This window comes from Bradyrhizobium sp. USDA 4353 (assembly GCF_054063215.1).
Map to the genome: position 1 here is coordinate 1,572,768 of NZ_JBSSGB010000001.1, position 18,551 is coordinate 1,591,318.

The 18,551-nt window shown below is 65.5% G+C and carries 13 protein-coding genes and 1 pseudogene; 9 read left to right on the forward strand and 5 right to left on the reverse strand.

Annotation, left to right across the window (positions count from 1 at the left end; all coding sequences use genetic code 11):
- The first annotated feature begins 54 nt into the window (after nucleotides 1-54).
- From ACVILH_RS07045 to ACVILH_RS07065, 5 genes and pseudogenes are all read left to right on the forward strand, one after another.
- Nucleotides 55-540 (forward strand): endonuclease domain-containing protein, encoded by a 486-nt coding sequence (locus tag ACVILH_RS07045; RefSeq protein ID WP_456712246.1) that lies wholly within the window; start codon nucleotides 55-57, stop codon nucleotides 538-540.
- The gene (pheT, locus tag ACVILH_RS07050) at nucleotides 537-2,945 is read left to right on the forward strand and encodes a phenylalanine--tRNA ligase subunit beta (protein ID WP_456712247.1); all 2,409 of its coding nucleotides are present in this window, start codon (nucleotides 537-539) and stop codon (nucleotides 2,943-2,945) included. The genes ACVILH_RS07045 and pheT overlap by 4 nt, the downstream gene beginning before the upstream one ends.
- Complete coding sequence (locus tag ACVILH_RS07055) at nucleotides 2,942-3,718, forward strand: sulfite exporter TauE/SafE family protein (protein WP_456712248.1); 777 nt, start codon at nucleotides 2,942-2,944, stop codon at nucleotides 3,716-3,718. Before pheT ends, ACVILH_RS07055 begins: the two co-directional genes overlap by 4 nt.
- Before the next feature lie 32 nt (nucleotides 3,719-3,750).
- Nucleotides 3,751-4,695: an MBL fold metallo-hydrolase gene (locus ACVILH_RS07060; RefSeq protein ID WP_456712249.1), complete on the forward strand. Its 945-nt coding sequence runs from the start codon at nucleotides 3,751-3,753 to the stop codon at nucleotides 4,693-4,695.
- Nucleotides 4,696-4,869: 174 nt separating this feature from the next.
- Nucleotides 4,870-6,029, forward strand: a pseudogene (locus ACVILH_RS07065) (helix-turn-helix domain-containing protein); the annotation flags it as partial.
- A 479-nt stretch (nucleotides 6,030-6,508) separates the two neighbouring features.
- On the opposite strand, the gene ACVILH_RS07070 reads toward ACVILH_RS07065, so the two are convergent.
- Complete coding sequence (locus ACVILH_RS07070) at nucleotides 6,509-7,912, reverse strand: flavin monoamine oxidase family protein (protein WP_456712250.1); 1,404 nt, start codon at nucleotides 7,910-7,912, stop codon at nucleotides 6,509-6,511.
- A gap of 187 nt (nucleotides 7,913-8,099) precedes the next feature.
- Here ACVILH_RS07070 and ACVILH_RS07075 point away from each other — a divergent pair, with 187 nt between their 5' ends.
- Nucleotides 8,100-9,080, forward strand: a complete 981-nt coding sequence (locus ACVILH_RS07075) for a YiiX/YebB-like N1pC/P60 family cysteine hydrolase (protein ID WP_456712251.1) — start codon at nucleotides 8,100-8,102, stop codon at nucleotides 9,078-9,080.
- Nucleotides 9,081-9,304: 224 nt separating this feature from the next.
- Here the strand turns inward: ACVILH_RS07075 and ACVILH_RS07080 are convergent, their stop codons facing one another.
- Nucleotides 9,305-9,580 (reverse strand): metal-sensitive transcriptional regulator, encoded by a 276-nt coding sequence (locus ACVILH_RS07080; RefSeq protein ID WP_006613634.1) that lies wholly within the window; start codon nucleotides 9,578-9,580, stop codon nucleotides 9,305-9,307.
- 49 nt (nucleotides 9,581-9,629) lie between these two features.
- On the opposite strand from ACVILH_RS07080, the gene ACVILH_RS07085 reads away from it, so the two are divergent.
- From ACVILH_RS07085 to ACVILH_RS07095, 3 genes are all read left to right on the forward strand, one after another.
- Nucleotides 9,630-12,281: a heavy metal translocating P-type ATPase gene (locus ACVILH_RS07085; protein WP_456712252.1), complete on the forward strand. Its 2,652-nt coding sequence runs from the start codon at nucleotides 9,630-9,632 to the stop codon at nucleotides 12,279-12,281.
- A gap of 316 nt (nucleotides 12,282-12,597) precedes the next feature.
- On the forward strand, nucleotides 12,598-13,914 hold the full coding sequence (locus ACVILH_RS07090; RefSeq protein ID WP_456712253.1) for an IS110 family RNA-guided transposase: 1,317 nt from the start codon (nucleotides 12,598-12,600) through the stop codon (nucleotides 13,912-13,914).
- 261 nt (nucleotides 13,915-14,175) lie between these two features.
- On the forward strand, nucleotides 14,176-14,928 hold the full coding sequence (locus ACVILH_RS07095) for a sulfate transporter family protein (RefSeq protein ID WP_456712254.1): 753 nt from the start codon (nucleotides 14,176-14,178) through the stop codon (nucleotides 14,926-14,928).
- Here ACVILH_RS07095 and ACVILH_RS07100 read toward each other — a convergent pair.
- Genes ACVILH_RS07100 through ACVILH_RS07110 form a run of 3 tightly spaced genes read right to left on the reverse strand, consistent with a single transcriptional unit; the run spans nucleotide 14,866 to nucleotide 18,049 of the window.
- Nucleotides 14,866-16,485 (reverse strand): DHA2 family efflux MFS transporter permease subunit, encoded by a 1,620-nt coding sequence (locus ACVILH_RS07100; RefSeq protein ID WP_456712255.1) that lies wholly within the window; start codon nucleotides 16,483-16,485, stop codon nucleotides 14,866-14,868. The two genes, ACVILH_RS07095 and ACVILH_RS07100, sit on opposite strands and share 63 nt — an antisense overlap.
- Nucleotides 16,482-17,000 (reverse strand): isoprenylcysteine carboxyl methyltransferase family protein, encoded by a 519-nt coding sequence (locus tag ACVILH_RS07105; protein WP_456712256.1) that lies wholly within the window; start codon nucleotides 16,998-17,000, stop codon nucleotides 16,482-16,484. The genes ACVILH_RS07100 and ACVILH_RS07105 overlap by 4 nt, the downstream gene beginning before the upstream one ends.
- A complete protein-coding gene (locus ACVILH_RS07110) occupies nucleotides 16,997-18,049 on the reverse strand; it encodes a type III polyketide synthase (protein ID WP_456712257.1) in 1,053 nt (350 codons plus the stop codon). Before ACVILH_RS07110 ends, ACVILH_RS07105 begins: the two co-directional genes overlap by 4 nt.
- Between the last annotated feature and the right edge of the window lie 502 nt (nucleotides 18,050-18,551).

Genomic DNA, 18,551 nt, shown 5'->3' on the forward strand with positions numbered 1-18,551 from the left:
CTCTCCGTTCCCTCCCCCCTTGTGGGGGAGGGTCAGGGAGGGGGGTAGCCCAGGATGCCGCACGCAGTCGTTACCGAACGCCAGCGCAACAGAGCGAAGCAACTTCGCCAAGCGATGACGCGCGCCGAGACGCTGCTGTGGCGCCACATCAAGGCGAACCGAATCGATGGCGTTGGCTTTCGTCGGCAGGTGCCATTTTGTAACTACATCGCAGATTTCGTCTGCTTCTCGGCAAAGCTCGTGATCGAGCTCGACGGCGAGTCGCATGATTTTTCCGAACGTCAGGCGAAGGACACCGCCCGCGATTCATTCTTTGCAAGCGAAGGTTTTCAGATCCTGCGCTTCACCAATGAGCAGGTGACCTCGAATTTGGAAGGCGTCGTTGAGGCCATCCGCCAGGTTATCGCCGGTCGCGCCCGCGGCTTACCCCCCTCCCTGCCCCTCCCCCACAAGGGGGGAGGGAACAGAGAGAGCGGTGCAAGCACCCAAGACAATTCACACGATACGAACAACATCAAGATCCGAGGCATGCAGCCATGAAATTCACGCTGTCCTGGCTGAAGGACCATCTCGACACCGACGAGCCCGTTGAGAAGCTCGCCGACAAGCTCACGATGATCGGCCTCGAGGTCGAGCATCTCGAGGACAAGGCGAAGCTGCTTGCGCCGTATAAGATCGCGCGCGTCGTCTCCGCCGAGCAGCATCCCAACGCGGACCGGCTGCGCGTCTGCATGGTCGACACCGGCGACGGTGGCGCACCGGTACAGGTCGTGTGCGGCGCGCCGAATGCGCGCGCGGGGCTGGTGTCGGTGTTCTCGCCGCCCGGCACCTACATTCCGGGCAAGAATATCACGCTGTCGGTCGGCACCATCCGTGGTGTCGAGAGTCGTGGCATGCTGTGCTCCGAGGCCGAGCTCGAATTGTCCGAGAACCACGACGGCATCATGGAGCTGCCGGCGGATGCGCCGATCGGCAAGCCCTATGCGGAATGGGCCGGGCTCGGCGATCCCTTGTTCGAGATCAATCTGACGCCGAATCGCCAGGACTGCACCGGCGTGCACGGCATCGCGCGCGACCTCGCCGCGGCCGATATGGGCAAGCTGAAAGACCCCGGCATCAAGCCGATCAAGGGCGAATTCCCCTGCCCCGTGAAGGTCACCGTCGAAGACGAGAAGCTGTGTCCGGGCTTCGCGCTGCGGCTGGTGCGCGGCGTCAAGAACGGCCCCTCGCCGAAATGGTTGCAGCAGCGGCTGACCTCGATCGGACTGCGCCCGATCAACGCGCTGGTCGACATCACCAACTACATGACGTTCGACCGCGCGCGTCCGTTGCACGTGTTCGACGCCAAGAAGGTCAAGGGCAGCCTGGTCGTCCGCCGCGCCCGCGACGGCGAGACCCTGCTGGCGCTCGACGGCCGCACCTACACGCTCGATCCGTCGATGTGCGTCATCGCAGATGATGCCGACGTGGAATCGCTCGCCGGCATCATGGGCGGCGAGGCCTCTGGCTGCGACGCTGATACCACCGACGTGCTGATCGAATCGGCGCTGTGGAACGAGATCAACATCGCCCAGACCGGCCGCAAGCTCGGCATCAACTCCGACGCGCGCTACCGCTTCGAGCGCGGCGTCGATCCGGCCTTAATGGTGCCGGGCCTGGAGCTGGCGACCAAGCTGGTGCTCGAGCTGTGCGGCGGCACGCCGTCGGAGACCATCGTGGTCGGCAACGCCTATGGCGATGACCGCATCATCGACTTCCCGGTCACCGAGGTAAAGCGCCTCGCCGGCATCGAGGTCCCCTTCCCGGAGATGCGGCGCATCCTGACTCATCTCGGCTTCACCTTGGCCGGCAATGGCCCGGTGGTGAAGGTCGCGGTGCCCTCGTGGCGCAGCGACGTCCATGGCAAGGCTGATGTGGTCGAGGAGATCGTCCGCATCTTCGGCGTCGACAAGGTGCCGATGACGCCGTTCGAGCGCGGCGACGCGCCGCGCAAGCCGGTGCTGACGCCGCTGCAGCTGCGCACCCGCCGCGCCAAGCGCGCTCTGGCGGCGCGCGGCATGGTCGAGGCGGTGACGTGGTCGTTCATCTCGAAGCCCGCCGCAGAGCTGTTCGGCGGCGGCAAGCCTGAGCTTGCGCTTGCCAATCCGATCGCGTCCGACCTCTCCGACATGCGGCCGAGCCTGCTGCCGGGCCTGATCGCGACCGTGCAAGCCAACGCCGATCGCGGCTTCGGTGATGCCGCGATCTTCGAGGTCGGGCAGATCTTCAAGGGCGATCGTCCGGAGGATCAGTTCATCGCCGCCAGCGGCATCCGGCGCGGCATCGCTTCATCCAAGGGTTTCGGCCGGCATTGGACCGGATCGCAGCCGGCGAATGCCTATGACGCCAAGGCTGATGCGCTCGCCGTGCTTGCCGCGGCCGGGGCGCCGATGGCGTCGCTCCAGATCGTCAGCGGCGGTCCGGCATGGATGCATCCGGGTCGCTCCGGCACGATCCAGATGGGACCGCAGAACGTGCTCGGGCATTTCGGCGAGCTGCATCCGCGCACGCTCGAGGCGCTGAAGGCCGATGGCCCGCTGGTCGCGTTCGAGGTCATCCTCGATCGTATCCCCGCCGCCAAGGCGAAGCCGACGCGCGCCAAGCCGGCGCTGGAGCTCTCGGCGTTCCAGCCGGTGTCGCGCGACTTCGCCTTCATCGTCGATCGCAAGGTCAAGGCCGGCGATATCGTGAAGGCGGCGCAGGGCGTCGACAAGAAGCTGATCAGCGACGTCACGGTGTTCGACATCTACGAGGGCAAGGGCATCGAGGACGGCAAGAAGTCGGTCGCGATCGCCGTGACCTTGCAGCCGCGCGACAAAACGATGACCGACGAGGAGATCGACGCCGTCGCGGCGAAGATCACCGCTGACGTGGCCAAGAAGACCGGCGGCACGTTGCGCGGATGAGCCTCTCCGGGCTCATCCCTGCCGAACTCAGCCTGTTCGCGACGATCGCTGTGGCGGTCGTTGCCTTCATCGCAGCGACCGCGCGCGGCTTCTCCGGCTTCGGTGCGGCGCTGATCTTCATGCCGCTCGCCAGCAGCTTCGCGACACCGCGCCTCGTCGCGCCGCTGCTGCTGGTGATCGACTTCGTGGCGATGGCGCCAACGGTGCCCAACGCCTGGCGCAACGCCGACCGCAAGGCGACGGCCGTGATCGTCGCCGGCGCGCTGGTCGGCGTGCCCATTGGCACCACCTTTCTCACCCGGCTCGATCCGGTGACCGTGCGCTGGATCATCACCGGCTTCGTGATCGCGTTGCTCGCACTGCTGATCTCCGGCTGGCGCTATCGCGGCAAGGACCACACGGCGCTGTCGGTCGCCGTCGGCGCCGTCTCCGGTTTCTGCAGCGGCGTGGCCCAGACCGGCGGGCCGCCGATCGTCGGCTATTGGCTCGGCCGCCCGATCGAGCCAAAGATCGCGCGCGCCAACATCGTGCTGTTCTTCGGGGCCTCCGACTGCTTCGCGATGATCAGCTATGCCGCGAGCAGCCTGATCACCTGGGACTCGCTCAAGCTCGCCTTGCTCATCGGGCCCGTCTATGCGGTTGGCGTCGCGTTCGGCGCCGCCTTGTTCGGCCGCGCCAGCGAGCGCGTGTTCCGCATCATCTGCTATGCGCTGATCGCGATCGCCGTGATCTTCGGCCTTCCGGCCCTCGACGGCGTGCTCGGTCGGAGCTAGCCTCCGCGCAACGAGACCACCGGGAGCACGCCATGATCAATCGTCGCACGATGCTGTCGCTGGCGTTGGGTACGGCTGGGGCCATCGCGGCACCGTCAGTGTTCGCGCAAGGCGCCAAGTCCGGAACACGCATTGTTTTCCTGGGCACCAAGGGCGGCCCACGCGTCGGTGTCGGCGCCTCGAACCCCGCCAATCTCGTCGTCGTCAACGGCACGCCGTTCGTCATCGATTGCGGCATGGGCGTCAGCCGGCAACTCGTCAGCGCCGGCGTACCGATCCCGTCGGTCAAATACATCCTGATCAGCCACCATCATTCCGATCACAATCTGGAATACGGCAATTTGTTCTACAACGCCTGGGCCGCGGGACTGTCGACGCCGATCCAGTCGTTTGGACCGAAAGGCCTGGAGGCGATGACGCGGAGCTTCTGGGAGACGAACAAATTCGATGTCGACACCCGCATCGACGACGAAGGCCGCCCCGATCCGCGGCCGCTGCTGATCGCGAAAGACATCGACGCCGACGGCGTGGTGGTCAAGACGGCCGACGTGACGGTGACCGCGTTCCGCACGCCGCATCCGCCGATCACGGACAATTTCGCCTACAAGTTCGAGACGCCGGACGGCACGATCGTGTTCTCCAGCGACACCGCCTACAATCCGAAGCTGGCCGAGTTCGCCAAGGGCGCTGACGTTCTCGTGCACGAATGTTTGTACGTGCCCGCTGTCGACCGCCTCGTCCTCAAGACGAAGAACGGCTCCACCTTGAAGAAGCATCTGCTGGAGAGCCACACCACCACGGAAGACGTCGGCCGCATCGCCGCTGCAGCGGGCGTGAAAGTGCTGGTGCTCAGCCACTTCGTGCCTGGCGATGATCCCGAGGTGACCGACGAGGATTGGACCCGCGACGTGAAGAAGACCTACACGGGCCGCATCGTCGTCGCGAAGGACCTGATGGAGCTGAAGCTGCCGGTGTAGTCCACATAGTGACCATGAACCGCATAGCTCATCGCTTCCACGACACGGTGCGCATGAATGCGCCCTCTCCCCTTGTGGGAGAGGGCATGTAGGGGTCCAAACCGGCTACATAGGTGACAGAACAAACCGACGACATGGGTGACAGGTTGAGGTGATCGGCAGGAGGACTTGCCGATGGGCTGGAAGGAAACCTGCGCTGTGGACGAACGGATGCGTTTTGTGTTGGCAGTTGAAGCGGGAGAGAAGTCGTTTGCGGCACTCTGTCGGGAGTTCGGGATCAGCCGGCAGCAGGGCTACAAGTGGTGGCACCGCTACCAGGAGGAGGGTTTGGAGGGTCTGTTCGACAGGTCCCGAGCGCCTTTGCATCACCCCCAAGCAATCTCGGGGAAGATCGCCGAGCTCTGCCTCGAAGTCCGACGGGCTCATCCGACCTGGGGACCAGCGAAGGTACGCGCCTTTCTCAAGCGGAAGCGGCCCAGCACGACATGGCCCGCGGCCAGCACGATCGGAGCGCTGTTTGACCGCGAGGGTCTCACGGTGAAGCGGAAGATTCGTCGCCGCAGCCCTCCTTCGAGCTTTCCATTTGCCGATTGCGAGCAAGCCAACGATGTCTGGTGCATCGACTTTAAGGGCTGGTTTCTGACTGCGGATGGCACCCGTTGCGAACCGCTCACGCTGACGGACGCAGAGAGCCGCTGTCTGCTGCGGTGCCTGCCGTTGCAGCGTACCGACGGTGAGCATGTCTGGCCCGTGCTGGATGCGGCATTCCGCGAATTTGGCCTGCCGCTGCGGATGCGATCGGACAATGGCGCACACCCTTCGCATCACAGGGTGCGGGCGGGTTGTCGCGGCTATCGGTGAAGCTGATCAAGGCCGGCGTCACACCGGAGCGCATCACGCCCGGCAAGCCGCAGCAGAACGGCCGCCACGAACGTATGCACCTGACGTTGTTGCAGGACACCGCGAAGCCGCCGGCCCGAACGTTGCGCGAGCAGATCAAGCGCTTTCAGAGCTTCCAGCGCATCTTCAACGAAGAACGGCCGCACGAGGCTCTCGACAACGCAACGCCAGCCGAGCGCTATCGTCCCTCGCCGCGCGCCTATCATGGCGTGCTGCGCTCACCCGAATACGAAGCGGACAGGGATGTCCGGCGTGTTCGCCACAATGGCGAGATCAGGTGGGGCGGCGAAACGATCTACATCAACCAGGCGCTCGCGGGTGAGCCGGTCGGCCTCTTGGAAACCGAGACGGGCTGGACTGTGAGCTATGGACCCGTCCTGCTCGGTACCATCGATCCAAAGAAGCACCTGCTCAGGCCGCCGAAGCGAAAGCGCCGTGGACTTGTGGACAACGCTACGCGTTGCCCACAGGGTCCACAGCGGCAAACGCAGCAAAAACCACAACAATTGAAGATCTGAACAAAACGAGAATTGTGTCAACTATGTCGTCGGTCAGATCTGTCACCTATGTCCCCGGTTGCTCATAGGACAGATCCGTAAACGCGGTGGGGTGAGGGGTCTCTCTCCGCAATGGTGCTCGTGGATAGATACCCCTCACCCTAGCGAGTTTGTTGCTCCGGCGTGCATGCCCTCTCCCAAAAGGGGAGAGGGCGCATCCATGCGCACCTGCATCGCGGTTCAGCTGAAGTCGTTCGTAGTTGAGGAGCAAGCAGCCGGCGCAGGCGGCAGCAGGCCCACCATCTATTCTCAAACTCATCAGCTCGATGGTGGGCGCGGTGCCACGGCGATCGGGATGTGGTCAGAGCGCCGGCTCGCCTTTCCCCACCCTACGGACTTAGCGCGGCGATCCGCAATCAATCCTCCGGCGCCGGCCGCCCCTTGCGACGACGACTGCGTTGCCGCTCGGTCGACTCCGGCTCGGGATCCTTCAATGCACCGATCCGGCGCAGGGCGGCCTCTGCGGCGCGCTCGCCGGACTCCCAGGCACCGTCGACCGTGCCCCACAGCGTTTCGTGCGTCGCTTCACCGGCCACGAACAGCGGCCCCAGCGGCTCGCCAAGGATCTTTCGCGCACCCTGATTGCCGGGCGCAGCGGCTGACATCGCGCCGAGCACGCCGGGCACCTGATTCCAGCGCGTGGCCGCTGACGACTTCACGGCGGCCGCGGCTTCGCTGCCGAACAGCTTGCCGATCCACTCCTTGCCGAACGCCGTCATCGCGGCCTCGCCCTGCGCTGACAGATCGCGACCAAAGCTGCCGGCGACGTCGATGGTGCACAAGGACGAGCCGCCGACATTGGCCAGCAGCAGACCGGTGCGATTCGAGTTGCTCTGCTCGACGATGACCTCATCGCGCGAGAGGCCGAGCGGATTGCCTGTCAGCATCAGGGCGATGTGATCGGTGCTGCCGAGACTGAGCTTCGCCGCTGCGTCGAGCTGACGCTTCGGCAGCTCCGGTGCGAACTTGATCGCGCCCGAGGTGAGCACGTTGGTCGAAACGGTGAGAATGACGGCGCGCGTCGCGATGCGCCCCGCAGGCGTCTCCACCGCGACATCGCGGTTGCTCCACACGATGCGGCTTGCCGGCGTCGACAGCGACACAGGAAGCCCCTCGCCGAGCTTGCTCACCAGCGTGCCGAGCCCCTGGCGGCAGGCGAGCGGCGCGTTACGATCCTGCGCGCGCGCCTTGTCCATTACGGAGAGATCGGTGAGATCCTTGCCGGTCGCACTGGGGCCGAGCACGAAGGCCGTGGTGTTGGTCCAGTCGCCGAGATCCTTCGGCAACGCCGCCGCGCAGGACATGTCGAGCTTGCCGCGCGCGGCCTCGTCGAGGGCGCGGTTGGCGCGCACCAGGCCCGCAAGGAACTGCTCGGTCTCGCCGGGCCGCGCATTGCGACGACCGACGCGGATCTTCTGGCCGACAGGTGCGGCCGCGAGGTCGAGACCGACGCCGCGAGCGAGCTTGCCGATCGGATTGCTGTCGGTGCTGAACAGCCAGCGCGCGCCGCGATCGAACGGCACGCCAAAGGTCGTGAGATCGGTGCTGCAGCGGCCACCGATCTGCGCGGAGGCCTCGATCAGAACGACCTTGCGATTTGCCGCCACGATCCGGCGCGCGGCGGCGATGCCCGCCGCGCCGGCGCCGATCACGACAATGTCAGCCTCGCGAGGAAGCGCGGCCTGCGCGGCGCGGATGAGAAGGGGCGTAGCGGCCAGCGCCGCGGAAGCGGAGAGGAAGCCGCGGCGCGTGAAGCTCATGACATGGTTTCCAAAAACTTTTGTGAGGTGCGATTCCCCGGAATTTGCCGCATCTTCTGCAGCGCGGCAATCAGTTTGGTAAACGCGATGCCGCATGTGGCGCTTCGGTGATGAACCAAATTGCAACCGCAATCGACCATCATCGAAGAAGGGACAAGCGGCCAGTCAAGGTCGCCCGGGGACCGTCATGGGTATCGTGCTCGACCAGATCGGCAAGCTGATTGCCGCCTATCTCCAGAAGGAGATACCGGGCTATGAGCCGTTCACGCCTAGCGACCCGGACTATCTGCGCAAGGATATCCAGCCCGGCGACGTGCTGCTGGTCGAAGGCAACAGCCGCATCTCCGGCATCATCAAATATCTCACGCAATCGACCTGGTCGCATGCCGCGCTCTATGTCGGTCCGATCGACGGCGCCGTCGAGCCCGATGGCGAGCCGCATGTGCTGGTCGAGGCCTATGTCGGCGACGGCGTGATCTCGGCGCCGCTGTCGAAATACTTCGCCTATCACACCCGCGTCTGCCGCCCGGTCGGGCTGACCTTCGAGGACCGGCATACGGTCTGCCGCTACGCCATCAACCGCATCGGCTTCGGCTACGACACCAAGAACATCATCGACCTGATGCGCTTCCTCGTGCCGCTGCCGATCCCGCAGCGCTGGCGTCGGCGCATGATCGCGCTTGGCTCGGGCGATCCGACCAAGATGATCTGCTCGGCGCTGATCGCGCAGGCGTTCGACGCGGTGCGCTATCCGATCCTGCCGAAGATCACGCGAGCGCCGTCGCGACGCGCCAAGCGCGAGATCCTGCACATCCGGGATTCCTCGCTGTACATGCCGCGCGACTTCGACATCTCGCCCTATTTCGAGATCGTCAAGCCGACCATCGTCAACGGCTTCGACTACACGACGCTTCACTGGGCCGACAAGCAGAAGCCGCTCGCGGAGGTAGCGGGCGAGTTCGCCGTGTTTCCAGGATCTGTCATTGCGCCGCCGCTCGTTCCTGAGGCGGCTGACGAAGAAACGGCGCAGCCGGTTGCGGCTGAGGAAGTGATGATCGAGAAGGTCATCGAACGGCTTGTGGTCAACGAGCATTTCCTCGTTGCTGAGCCGGTGCGGAAGCTGGCGCCGCGCCCGGCCGCACGGAGCCGCCGTAAGGTTGCGATTTGAGCTCTAGCTAGTTGCATCTAAGTCGGATTCGAGCACGCGCTCATTAGGCAGTGTGCTCTCCCCGTTCTTACGGGGAGAGGGTTGGGGGGGGCAGCCACAAGCACCGGACTCGCGGAGAGCCCCCTCACCCGGATGGCATCTCACGATGCCATCCGACCTCTCCCCGCAAGCGGGGCGAGGTACACGGCGTTCGTGGCTCAGGGCTCGCGCTTTAATTACCAAGATTACCGATCCGACCGGCTGATCACATCCATCAGCTCCGCGATCTTCTGCCGCTGGTCGGCTTTGTCGCCGGACGCGATCGCGTGCTCGACGCAGTGGGAGACGTGATCGCGCAGGATCTCCTCCTCGACGCGCCGCAGCGCCGCCCGGACCGCAGAGATCTGCGTCACGATGTCGATGCAGTAGCGGTTGTCCTCGACCATCTTCGACAGGCCCCTGACCTGCCCTTCGATCCGGCTCAAACGTTTCTGGCAGGAAGTCTTGATGTCGTCGCGCATGGGCTCTATATACCCCTACAGGGTATAGGTTTCAAGAGGCGAGGCTGGCATGTCGGAAACCGAACACGGGCATGGTGCCGCAGCGGGCACGGCCGGCGGATGCGGATGTGGATCGGCGGAAACCGGACACAAGCAGGCGTCTTCGGATGCATGTTGCAGCGATCATGCCGAAGCACCGGCAAGCACAGTTGGTGAGGGGCATGACCACGCGGTTGCAGCGAAGGTGAAGGATCCCGTCTGCGGCATGTCGGTCGATCCGGCGACGTCGAAGCACCGCTTCGAGCATGACGGTGAGACCTTCCATTTCTGCTGCGCGGGCTGCCGGACCAAATTCGCGGCCGATCCCGTGAAGTATCTCGCGCCCGTTGCGCCTGCGGGCTCGTGCTGTGGCGGCCATGATCATCACGCCGACGCGGACAAGGTCACCGATCCCGTCTGCGGCATGAGCGTCGATCCCGCGACGTCGAAGCATCGTTTCGATCACCAGGGCCATACCTTCCATTTCTGCTCCGCCGGCTGCCGCGCCAAGTTCGCTGCTGATCCGGCGAAGTATCTCGACAAGCGCGAGCCGCCGCCGGAGATGCCGGCCGGCACGATCTACACCTGCCCGATGCATCCGGAGATCCGCCAGGAGGGGCCGGGCACCTGCCCGATCTGCGGCATGGCGCTGGAGCCTGATGTCATCAGCCTCGACGATGCGCCCAATCCTGAGCTCGCTGACATGACCAAGCGCTTCTGGATCGGCGCGGTGCTCGCGGCGCCCGTGGTGGTGCTGGAGATGGGCGGGCATCTCGTCGGCGGCCATGGCCTGATCGAGCCGATGCTGTCGAACTGGATCCAGTTCGCGCTGGCGACGCCGGTGGTGCTGTGGGCCGGCTGGCCGTTCTTCGTGCGCGGCTGGCAGTCGGTGCGGACCCGCAATCTCAACATGTTCACCCTGATCGCGATGGGAACGGGTGTCGCCTATGTCTACAGCGTGATCGCGACCTTGATGCCGCAGGCATTCCCGCCCGCATTCCGCGGCCATGGCGGCACTGTCGCGGTGTATTTCGAGGCAGCATCGGTCATCATCGTTCTCGTCCTGCTCGGCCAGGTGCTGGAACTCCGCGCGCGCGAGGCCACGTCGGGCGCGATCAAGGCGCTGCTGCAGCTCGCGCCGAAGACCGCGCGACGGCTCGATGCCGACGGCAACGATCAAGAGGTGGAGATCGCCGAGCTCGCAGTTGGCGATCGCCTGCGCGTTCGGCCCGGCGAGAAGGTGCCGGTCGACGGCATCATTCTCGAAGGCCGCTCATCGCTCGATGAGTCACTGGTGACGGGCGAATCGATGCCGGTGACCAAGGACGAAGGCGAGCGCGTCATCGCCGGCACCTTGAACCAGACCGGCAGCTTCGTGATGCGCGCCGACAAGGTCGGCCGCGAGACCCTGCTGTCGCAGATCGTGCAGATGGTCGCCGATGCGCAGCGTTCGCGCGCGCCGATCCAGCGGCTGGCCGACCAGGTCGCGGGCTGGTTCGTGCCGACGGTGATTGCCGCCGCGATCACCGCCTTCGTCGCGTGGTACGCCTTCGGCCCGGAGCCGCGTTTTGCCTTCGGCCTCGTCGCCGCCGTGAGCGTGCTGATCATCGCATGTCCTTGCGCGCTGGGCTTGGCCACTCCGATGTCGATCATGGTCGGCGTCGGCCGCGGCGCGCAGGCCGGCGTGCTGATCAAGAGCGCCGAGGCGCTCGAGCGGCTGGAGAAGGCCGACACGCTGGTCGTCGACAAGACCGGCACATTGACCGAGGGCAAGCCGAAGGTGACCGGCATCGTCACGGCGCAAGGCGTCGACGAGGCCGAAGCGCTCAGGCTCGCCGCCAGCGTCGAACGCGCCAGCGAACATCCGCTCGCCGAAGCCATCGTCCGTCACGCCGGCGAGCGCAAGCTCAAGCTGGCTGACGTGAGAAACTTCGACGCGCCGACCGGCAAGGGCGCGCGCGGCGAGGTCGACGGCAAGGCGGTCGTGCTCGGCAACCCGACCTATCTGGCCTCGCTCGGCATCATCACCGACACGCTCGGTGTCGAGAGCAAGCGGCTGCGCGAGGACGGCGCGACCGTGATCACGATGGCCGTCGACGGCAAGCCGGCGGCGCTGTTCGCGATCGCCGATCCCGTGAAGGCGTCGACGCCGGATGCACTGAAGGCGCTGGCGGCTGATGGCATCAAGGTGATCATGCTGACCGGCGACAATCGCACCACGGCCACGGCCGTCGCGCGGAAAATCGGCATCACCGAAGTCGAGGCCGAGGTGCTGCCGGAGCAGAAGAGCGCGGTCGTCGCGCGGCTGCGCGCCAGCGGCAAGGTGGTGGCGATGGCCGGCGACGGCGTCAACGACGCGCCGGCGCTGGCCGCGGCCGATGTCGGCATCGCCATGGGCACCGGTACCGATGTGGCGATGGAGAGCGCCGGCGTCACTCTGTTGCAGGGCGATCTCGGCGGCATCGCGCGGGCGCGAAAACTGTCGGCGGCGGTGATGAGCAACATCCGCCAGAACCTGTTCTTCGCGTTCATCTACAACGCCGCCGGCATCCCGATCGCGGCGGGCATTCTTTATCCCGTGTTCGGCATCCTGCTGTCGCCGATCATCGCCGCGGCCGCGATGTCGCTGTCGTCGGTGAGCGTGGTCGGCAACGCGCTGCGGCTGCGGGCGACGAGGCTGTGAGACCTGGCAGCTGAGGCCTCATGGTTCGAGACGCGCGCCAAGGGGCGCGCTCCTCACCATGAGTCTCCAGCGCGGAGCGTGCTGCACACCGACCATGAACACGGTACCATGGCTGCCGGGTTCCGTCGGGAGCAGCATGTCCGCTTTGACCTCTGGTGCACTGTTGCCCGGCCATGAGGTTGGTTCCGATAGCTGGCGATTGCACATTTTGGCGAGCATAGCGCTTCCCGTTGGAGAGGTTTGCAATCTCAAACGCGCGATCGGGCTCTCGGCGGGGCTCTGCGTCAGAGTGGGCAGCAGATACATGGAGGCTCGGATGAGTGACTTGGCGGTTTTGGATCCGCGTGCAGCCTTTGTCGATGTCGGCAGCGAGAAAATGCATGTATCGATCGCGGGTGGTGAACCCATGGTGTTCGGCACGGTGACCTCGCAACTGTATGCGCTGCGGGACTATTTGGCTGAACATCAGGTACGCTCGGTCGCACTGGAAGCGACCGGTGTTTATTGGCTGCCGCTCTATGGGGTTCTGGAAGCTGCAGGCATAGAAGTGGTGATGGTAGATGGTCGCCAGACCCGCAATCTGCCGGGGCGAAAGACCGACCTGAAAGATTGTCAGTGGGGCGCTACGCTGCACGCACATGGCTTGCTGCGAGCAGGCTTCGTTCCCTCGGCCGAGATCCGCCGCCTGCAGGACTATCTGCGCCTTCGCGGGGACCACATCGCCGCAGCGGCCGGACATGTCCAGCACATGCAAAAGGCCCTGGAGCGGATGAACATCAAACTGCACGATGTCATCAGCTCTCTGACCGGGGCGAGCGGTCTGGCCGTGATCCGCGCCATCCTCGCCGGAGAGCGCGATCCGCAGGTGCTGTTGCGGCTGTGCGACGTTCGCATCCGAAACGTCAAGGCGGATCGCGTCGTCGAATCCCTGCGCGGCAACTGGGCAGAAGAGCATTTGTTCGCCCTCGCACAAGCCGTTCAAAGCTGGGACCATTATCAAGGCCTCATCTCTGCCTGCGATCGCCAGATTGAAATCGTTCTTCGCCAGATGCAGGGCTCGGACACGCCGCCGGTTGGCCCGACAAAGGCTGGAAAATCGCGCACACGGCCGGGCGTCAATGCGCCGGATATTGCAGATCTGCGACAGATTCTTGCGCAGATCTGTGGTGCCAAGGATCTGACTACACTGCCCGCCCTGACCGAATACGGTGTTTTGCAGATCATCGGCGAAGTCGGTACGGATTTGACCAAGTGGCCGACCGAAAAGCACTTCACCTCGTGGTTGGGACTTGCTTCCGGAAGCGCCCAAAGCGGCAAACGCAAGGGAAAGGTCAAACGACGCCGCAACCGGCCCGGCCAGATCTTCTGCGTGATCGCCCGCTCCTTGGCGCGCAGCAAGGATATCGCACTCGGCGGCTTCTACCGCCGCTTGGCGGCACGGCGCGGCGGGCTTGTCGCGAACAAGGCCCTCGCACGAAAGCTGGCCACACTCTTCTGGCGCGTCATGGTTAAGGGACTGGACTTCGTCGAGACAGGTGTGGCCCGATACGAAGCGAAGGTATTGGAAACCAAACACCGCACTCTCCAGCGACTGGCTCGTCAGTTCGGTATGCAAGTCGTCCCCGCCGTCTGAGCGTGTTCATGGAGAGAGGTTCTGGCACCCAACCCGGTCCTGCACATCAACCATGAACACGCAAGAGGCGTGTTCATGGAGAGGATTGAGATATCGCCGCGGCGAAACATCGCTGCGCACTCCGCCCTCGTCCTGAGGAGCCCGCCAGAGGCGGGCGTCTCGAAGGACGGCCGCAGTCTTTGGTCCGCGCCAAGCAGGCTTGCCGAAACCCTCGGCCATGTCTAACTCCTCTCGCGTGTCTCGCAGAGAGGTTCCACCGCCATGATCGACGCCGCCGTCAAGGCGCTATCGCAGATGCTGTCGCCGCCGATGCGCTCGATTCTGTATCGCTCGATCGGGCTGTCGCTGGTGCTGATCACCGTGCTCGCGATCGGGCTGCAGCGGCTGTTGAGCTGGCTCGCGACCGCCGGCGAGGGCTGGGCCGAATCCATGCTTGGTCCCGGATCCCACTCAGCCTTGGAGGTGCTGACCTGGATCATCTCGATCGCGGCCGGCTTCGGCGTCGTGTTCGGCGGCATCATGCTGATGCCGGCGATCACCTCGCTGATCGCGAGCCTGTTCGTCGATGACGTCGCCGATCTGGTCGAGCGCGAGCATTATCCGGCCGAGCGCCCCGGCGTCGCGCTGCCGTTCGGCATCGCTATTGCCGAAGGCCTCAAGGCCGCCGGCCTCACCATTCTCGTCTACCTGATCGCCCTGCCCTTCGTGTTCCTCGCGGGCGCCGGTTTCGTGATCTTCTTCATCGCCACGGCGTGGCTGCTCGGCCGCGAATATTTCGAGCTCGCCGCCATGCGCTTCCGCCCGCCGGCGGAGGCCAAGGCGATGCGGCGGGACAATGCGGTGACGGTGTTCACGGCAGGCCTGATCATCGCCGCCTTCGTCGCGATCCCGATCGTGAACCTGGCGACGCCGCTGTTCGGCATGGCCTTCATGGTCCATCTGCACAAGCGGCTATCCGGACCGCGACCCGAGCTGATCGAGCCGTCGCCGGAGCGACGGCTGCGCAGCCTCTAGCGCCACCTTCCGAGGCGACGCGCTGACAGGCTTGTTGCGCGCGAACGGAATCAAGAGAAAGCCGAGCAGCGCGATGCCGGCGAGCAGCGACCACGCCTCGTTGACGCACAGCGCCAGCGAGGCCTTCTCCACCAGCGGCCGGACATAGGCGATCGCCTGCTCCTCGGAAATGTTGCGGGGACGATTGCGCAGCAGCTCCGGCGCGAGCCCGATCGCCTTGGCGGCTGTGCTGTCGCCGGCCATCAGCCGGTCGCGGAACGCCTGGGCGTGCAACGTCACGCGGCCGTAGATGATGGTGTCGATCAGCGCGATGCCGATGGCGCCGCCGAGATTGCGCATCAGATTGAACAGCCCGCTGGCGTCCGCCACCTCGGCCGGCGGCAGGTCGCCGAGCGCGATCCGCGTCGGCGGCAGCAGGCAGAACATGATGCCGACGCCACGCACCACCTGCGGCCAGAACATCTCCTGATAGTCGGCGGTCGGCGGCTGGAATGCGCTGGCGGCGAGACCGGCGCTGAACAGCGCGAAGCCGAACGCGGTCAACAGCCGCGCATCGACCTTGCCGTCGAGCGCGGTGACGATGGGCGCGGCGACCAGTTGGGCCACGCCCGTCACCAGCATGATCTTGCCGATCTCGAACGCGTCATGGCCGCGCACGAAGGCGAGGAACACCGGCATCAGATAGACCGAGCCGAACAGGCCGATGCCGAGACAGAAGCTCGACGCGCAGCCGAGCGTGAACGCGCGGCGCTGAAAACTGGCGATGCGCAAGATCGGGTCGCTAGAGGCCAGCAGGCGCTGGATCAGCAGCGTCAGGCACGAGGCGCTCAGCACCAGCAGCGCGAGGCAGTTCGACGACAGCCAGCCGCCCTTCGGCGCCTCCTTCAGCCCGAGCTCGAGGCTCCCCAGCGACACGGCGAGCAGCAGCAGCGCGAGCAGGTCGAGCTTGTCGAGCTCCTCCGGATTCATGTCCTGCTTCGGCAGCAGCGCCGGCGTCGCCACCGCTGCGACGATGCCCGGCGCGATGTTGATCAGGAACAGCCACGGCCACGACCAGGTGTTGGTGATGAAGCCGCCAACGACAGGACCGATGGTCGGCGCGAGCACCGCGACCACGCCGCCGATCGTCGTCGCCACCGCATGCAGCCGCGCCGGAAACAGCAGGAACACCGCGGAGAACACCACAGGGATCAGGAGCCCGCCGAAGAAGCCCTGCAGCACGCGGAACGCCAGCAGCATGTGGAAGCTGACGCTCAGCGCGCAGCCGAGCGACGCCAGCGTGAACACGCTGACGGCGCCGACGAACAACCAGCGCAAGGTGAACACGCGCGTCATCAGGCCGGTGAGCGGGATCGCGATGATCTCGGCGATCAGATACGCCGTCTGGATCCAGCTCATCGCGTCCGGCGTGATGCCGAGCGCCTCCTGGATGGTCGGCAGCGACGTCGCCACCACCTGGATATCCAGGATCGCCATGAACATGCCGACGCACATCAGGACGAAGCCGAGCCAGGTGGCGAGGCTCGGCGTCTCCTCCGGCGCGGCCGTCTCGCTCATGCGGTCTGGCCGCCGACACCACCGCCAGCAGCGCCGGACAGCGCCTCGGATTCGGCGCGGATGCGGATGAACAGCACGGCGGCGTTGAGCCCGGAGAAGATCAGCGCGATCAACGGCAGATGCAGCGCCAGCGGCAGCAGCGCGATCTCCGCCGTGACGACCAAATAGTTCGGATGCGAGATGTAGCGATAGGGACCATCCGTCACCAGCGGCGCGCCCGGCAGGATGATGATGCGCGTGGTCCAGCGCGGCCCGAGCGTCGCCAGCACCCACCAGCGCAGGCCCTGCAGCGCCACGAAGCCGGACAACAGCCAGGGATCGACCTCCTGGTCGATGCCAAGCAGCCACAGCGACACCAGCCAGGCCGCATGCATCGAGATCATCAGCGGATAATGATCCGCGCCGACCTCGACCGCGCCCATCGCGCGCAGGCGCTTCGTATTGTGGCGGGCGAGCACGAGCTCGCCGAGCCGTTGCATGGTGACGAGGGCGAGGACGAAGGCGGCGAAGGTCATGCGGCGTGCCTCAGTGATACGCAGCTTGCGGTGAACCCGGGTCCGAGCGCCGTCAGCACCGAGCGCGGCGGCAGGCCTTGCGCACGCGCGCGCTCCAGCACGAACAGCACTGTTGGCGCCGACATGTTGCCGTAGTCGGCGATGATCTCGCGCTCATGATCGAGCGTGCCCTGCCCGATCGCCAGCGCGCGCTCCAGCGCCGTGATCACCTTGGCGCCGCCGGGATGGCAGACGAAGCGATCGACGTCCGTGGCCGACAGCTTCATGTTGCCGAGGATCTCGTTGACCGCCGGGCCCATGTTCTCGGTGACGAAGTCCGGAATTGTGCGCTGGAAGATCACGCCAAAGCCTTCGGGATCGACGCTCCAGCCCATGATATCCAGCGTCTCCGGCCACAGCTTCTCGCCGGTCGCTTCCACGCGCGTCGCGCCACCGTCGCCGGCACGCAGGATCGCGGCCGCGGCGCCGTCGCCGAACAAACTCAGCGCGACGATGTTGGCCTTGCTCAGCTCGTCATGGCGCACCGCGAGCGTGCACAGCTCGAACGTCACGAACAGCACGTTGGTGCCCGGCCGCGCCTGCGCCAGCCGTGCGGCGATCGACAGGCCGGAGACGCCACCGGCGCAGCCCAGCCCGAACACCGGCACGCGCGAGACATCGGAGCGAAAGCCCATGCGGCCGGCGACGCGTGCTTCCAGGGTCGGCGTCGCGATGCCGGTCGAGCTCACGCTGACGATGGTGTCGATCTGATCAGCGGTGAGATCAGCCTGCGCCAGCGCCTTGTGAGTTGCCTCGACAAATAGAGCCTCCGCGCCGTCGAGATAGGCCGCGGTACGCTCCGGCCAGCCGCGCCGCTCCATGTACCATTCGATCGGCTTGACGCCGTAGCGGGCGCGGATGCCGGTGTTGGCGAACAGGCTCGCCATCGTGTCGAATTGCGGAAAGCGCGGCGACAGCACCACGCGCGCCGCCTCCATCACCTCGTTCTGGCGGAACTGATGCGGTGGCACGGCGGTCGCAAGCGACACGAGTGCGGCGGTGGTGTCCATGCAACTGATCCTTCCCCGTCCCGGCGCACAAAACTCCGAGAACGCGGACATCATCACGCGCCACTCACATCGCCCGGATTTCGGGTTTCATCTTATGACCAATGCAGGCGGCGATGTGGCCCGGCCATGGTGAGACCGCGTCGCAGCGTGACGCTAAAGTGACTGTCAAACGCGTAGTCGCGTGCAACCTTACGTCGCGCGCTACGTACCGGGCCGTCTTCTCGAGCCAGCGGCAGAGCTCCTTGATCAGGCACAGCTCACAGCGCGGCTTGAAGATCGTTCTCTCGCCGCGTTGATCTGCTCACGACCGTCACGCTGTCACCCTCCTCTGGAGGGGGAGGGTCGATCGCACGCCAAGCGGGCGAGCGGGGTGGGGTGAAGCCGCGGACACCGATGCGGTGGAGAGATCACCCCACCCCGCCTCACATTTCGCTTCGCTCAACGTGAGCCGACCCTCCCCCTCCAGGGGAGGGTGGCAGCGGGGGCCAACCTCAAAGCTGCG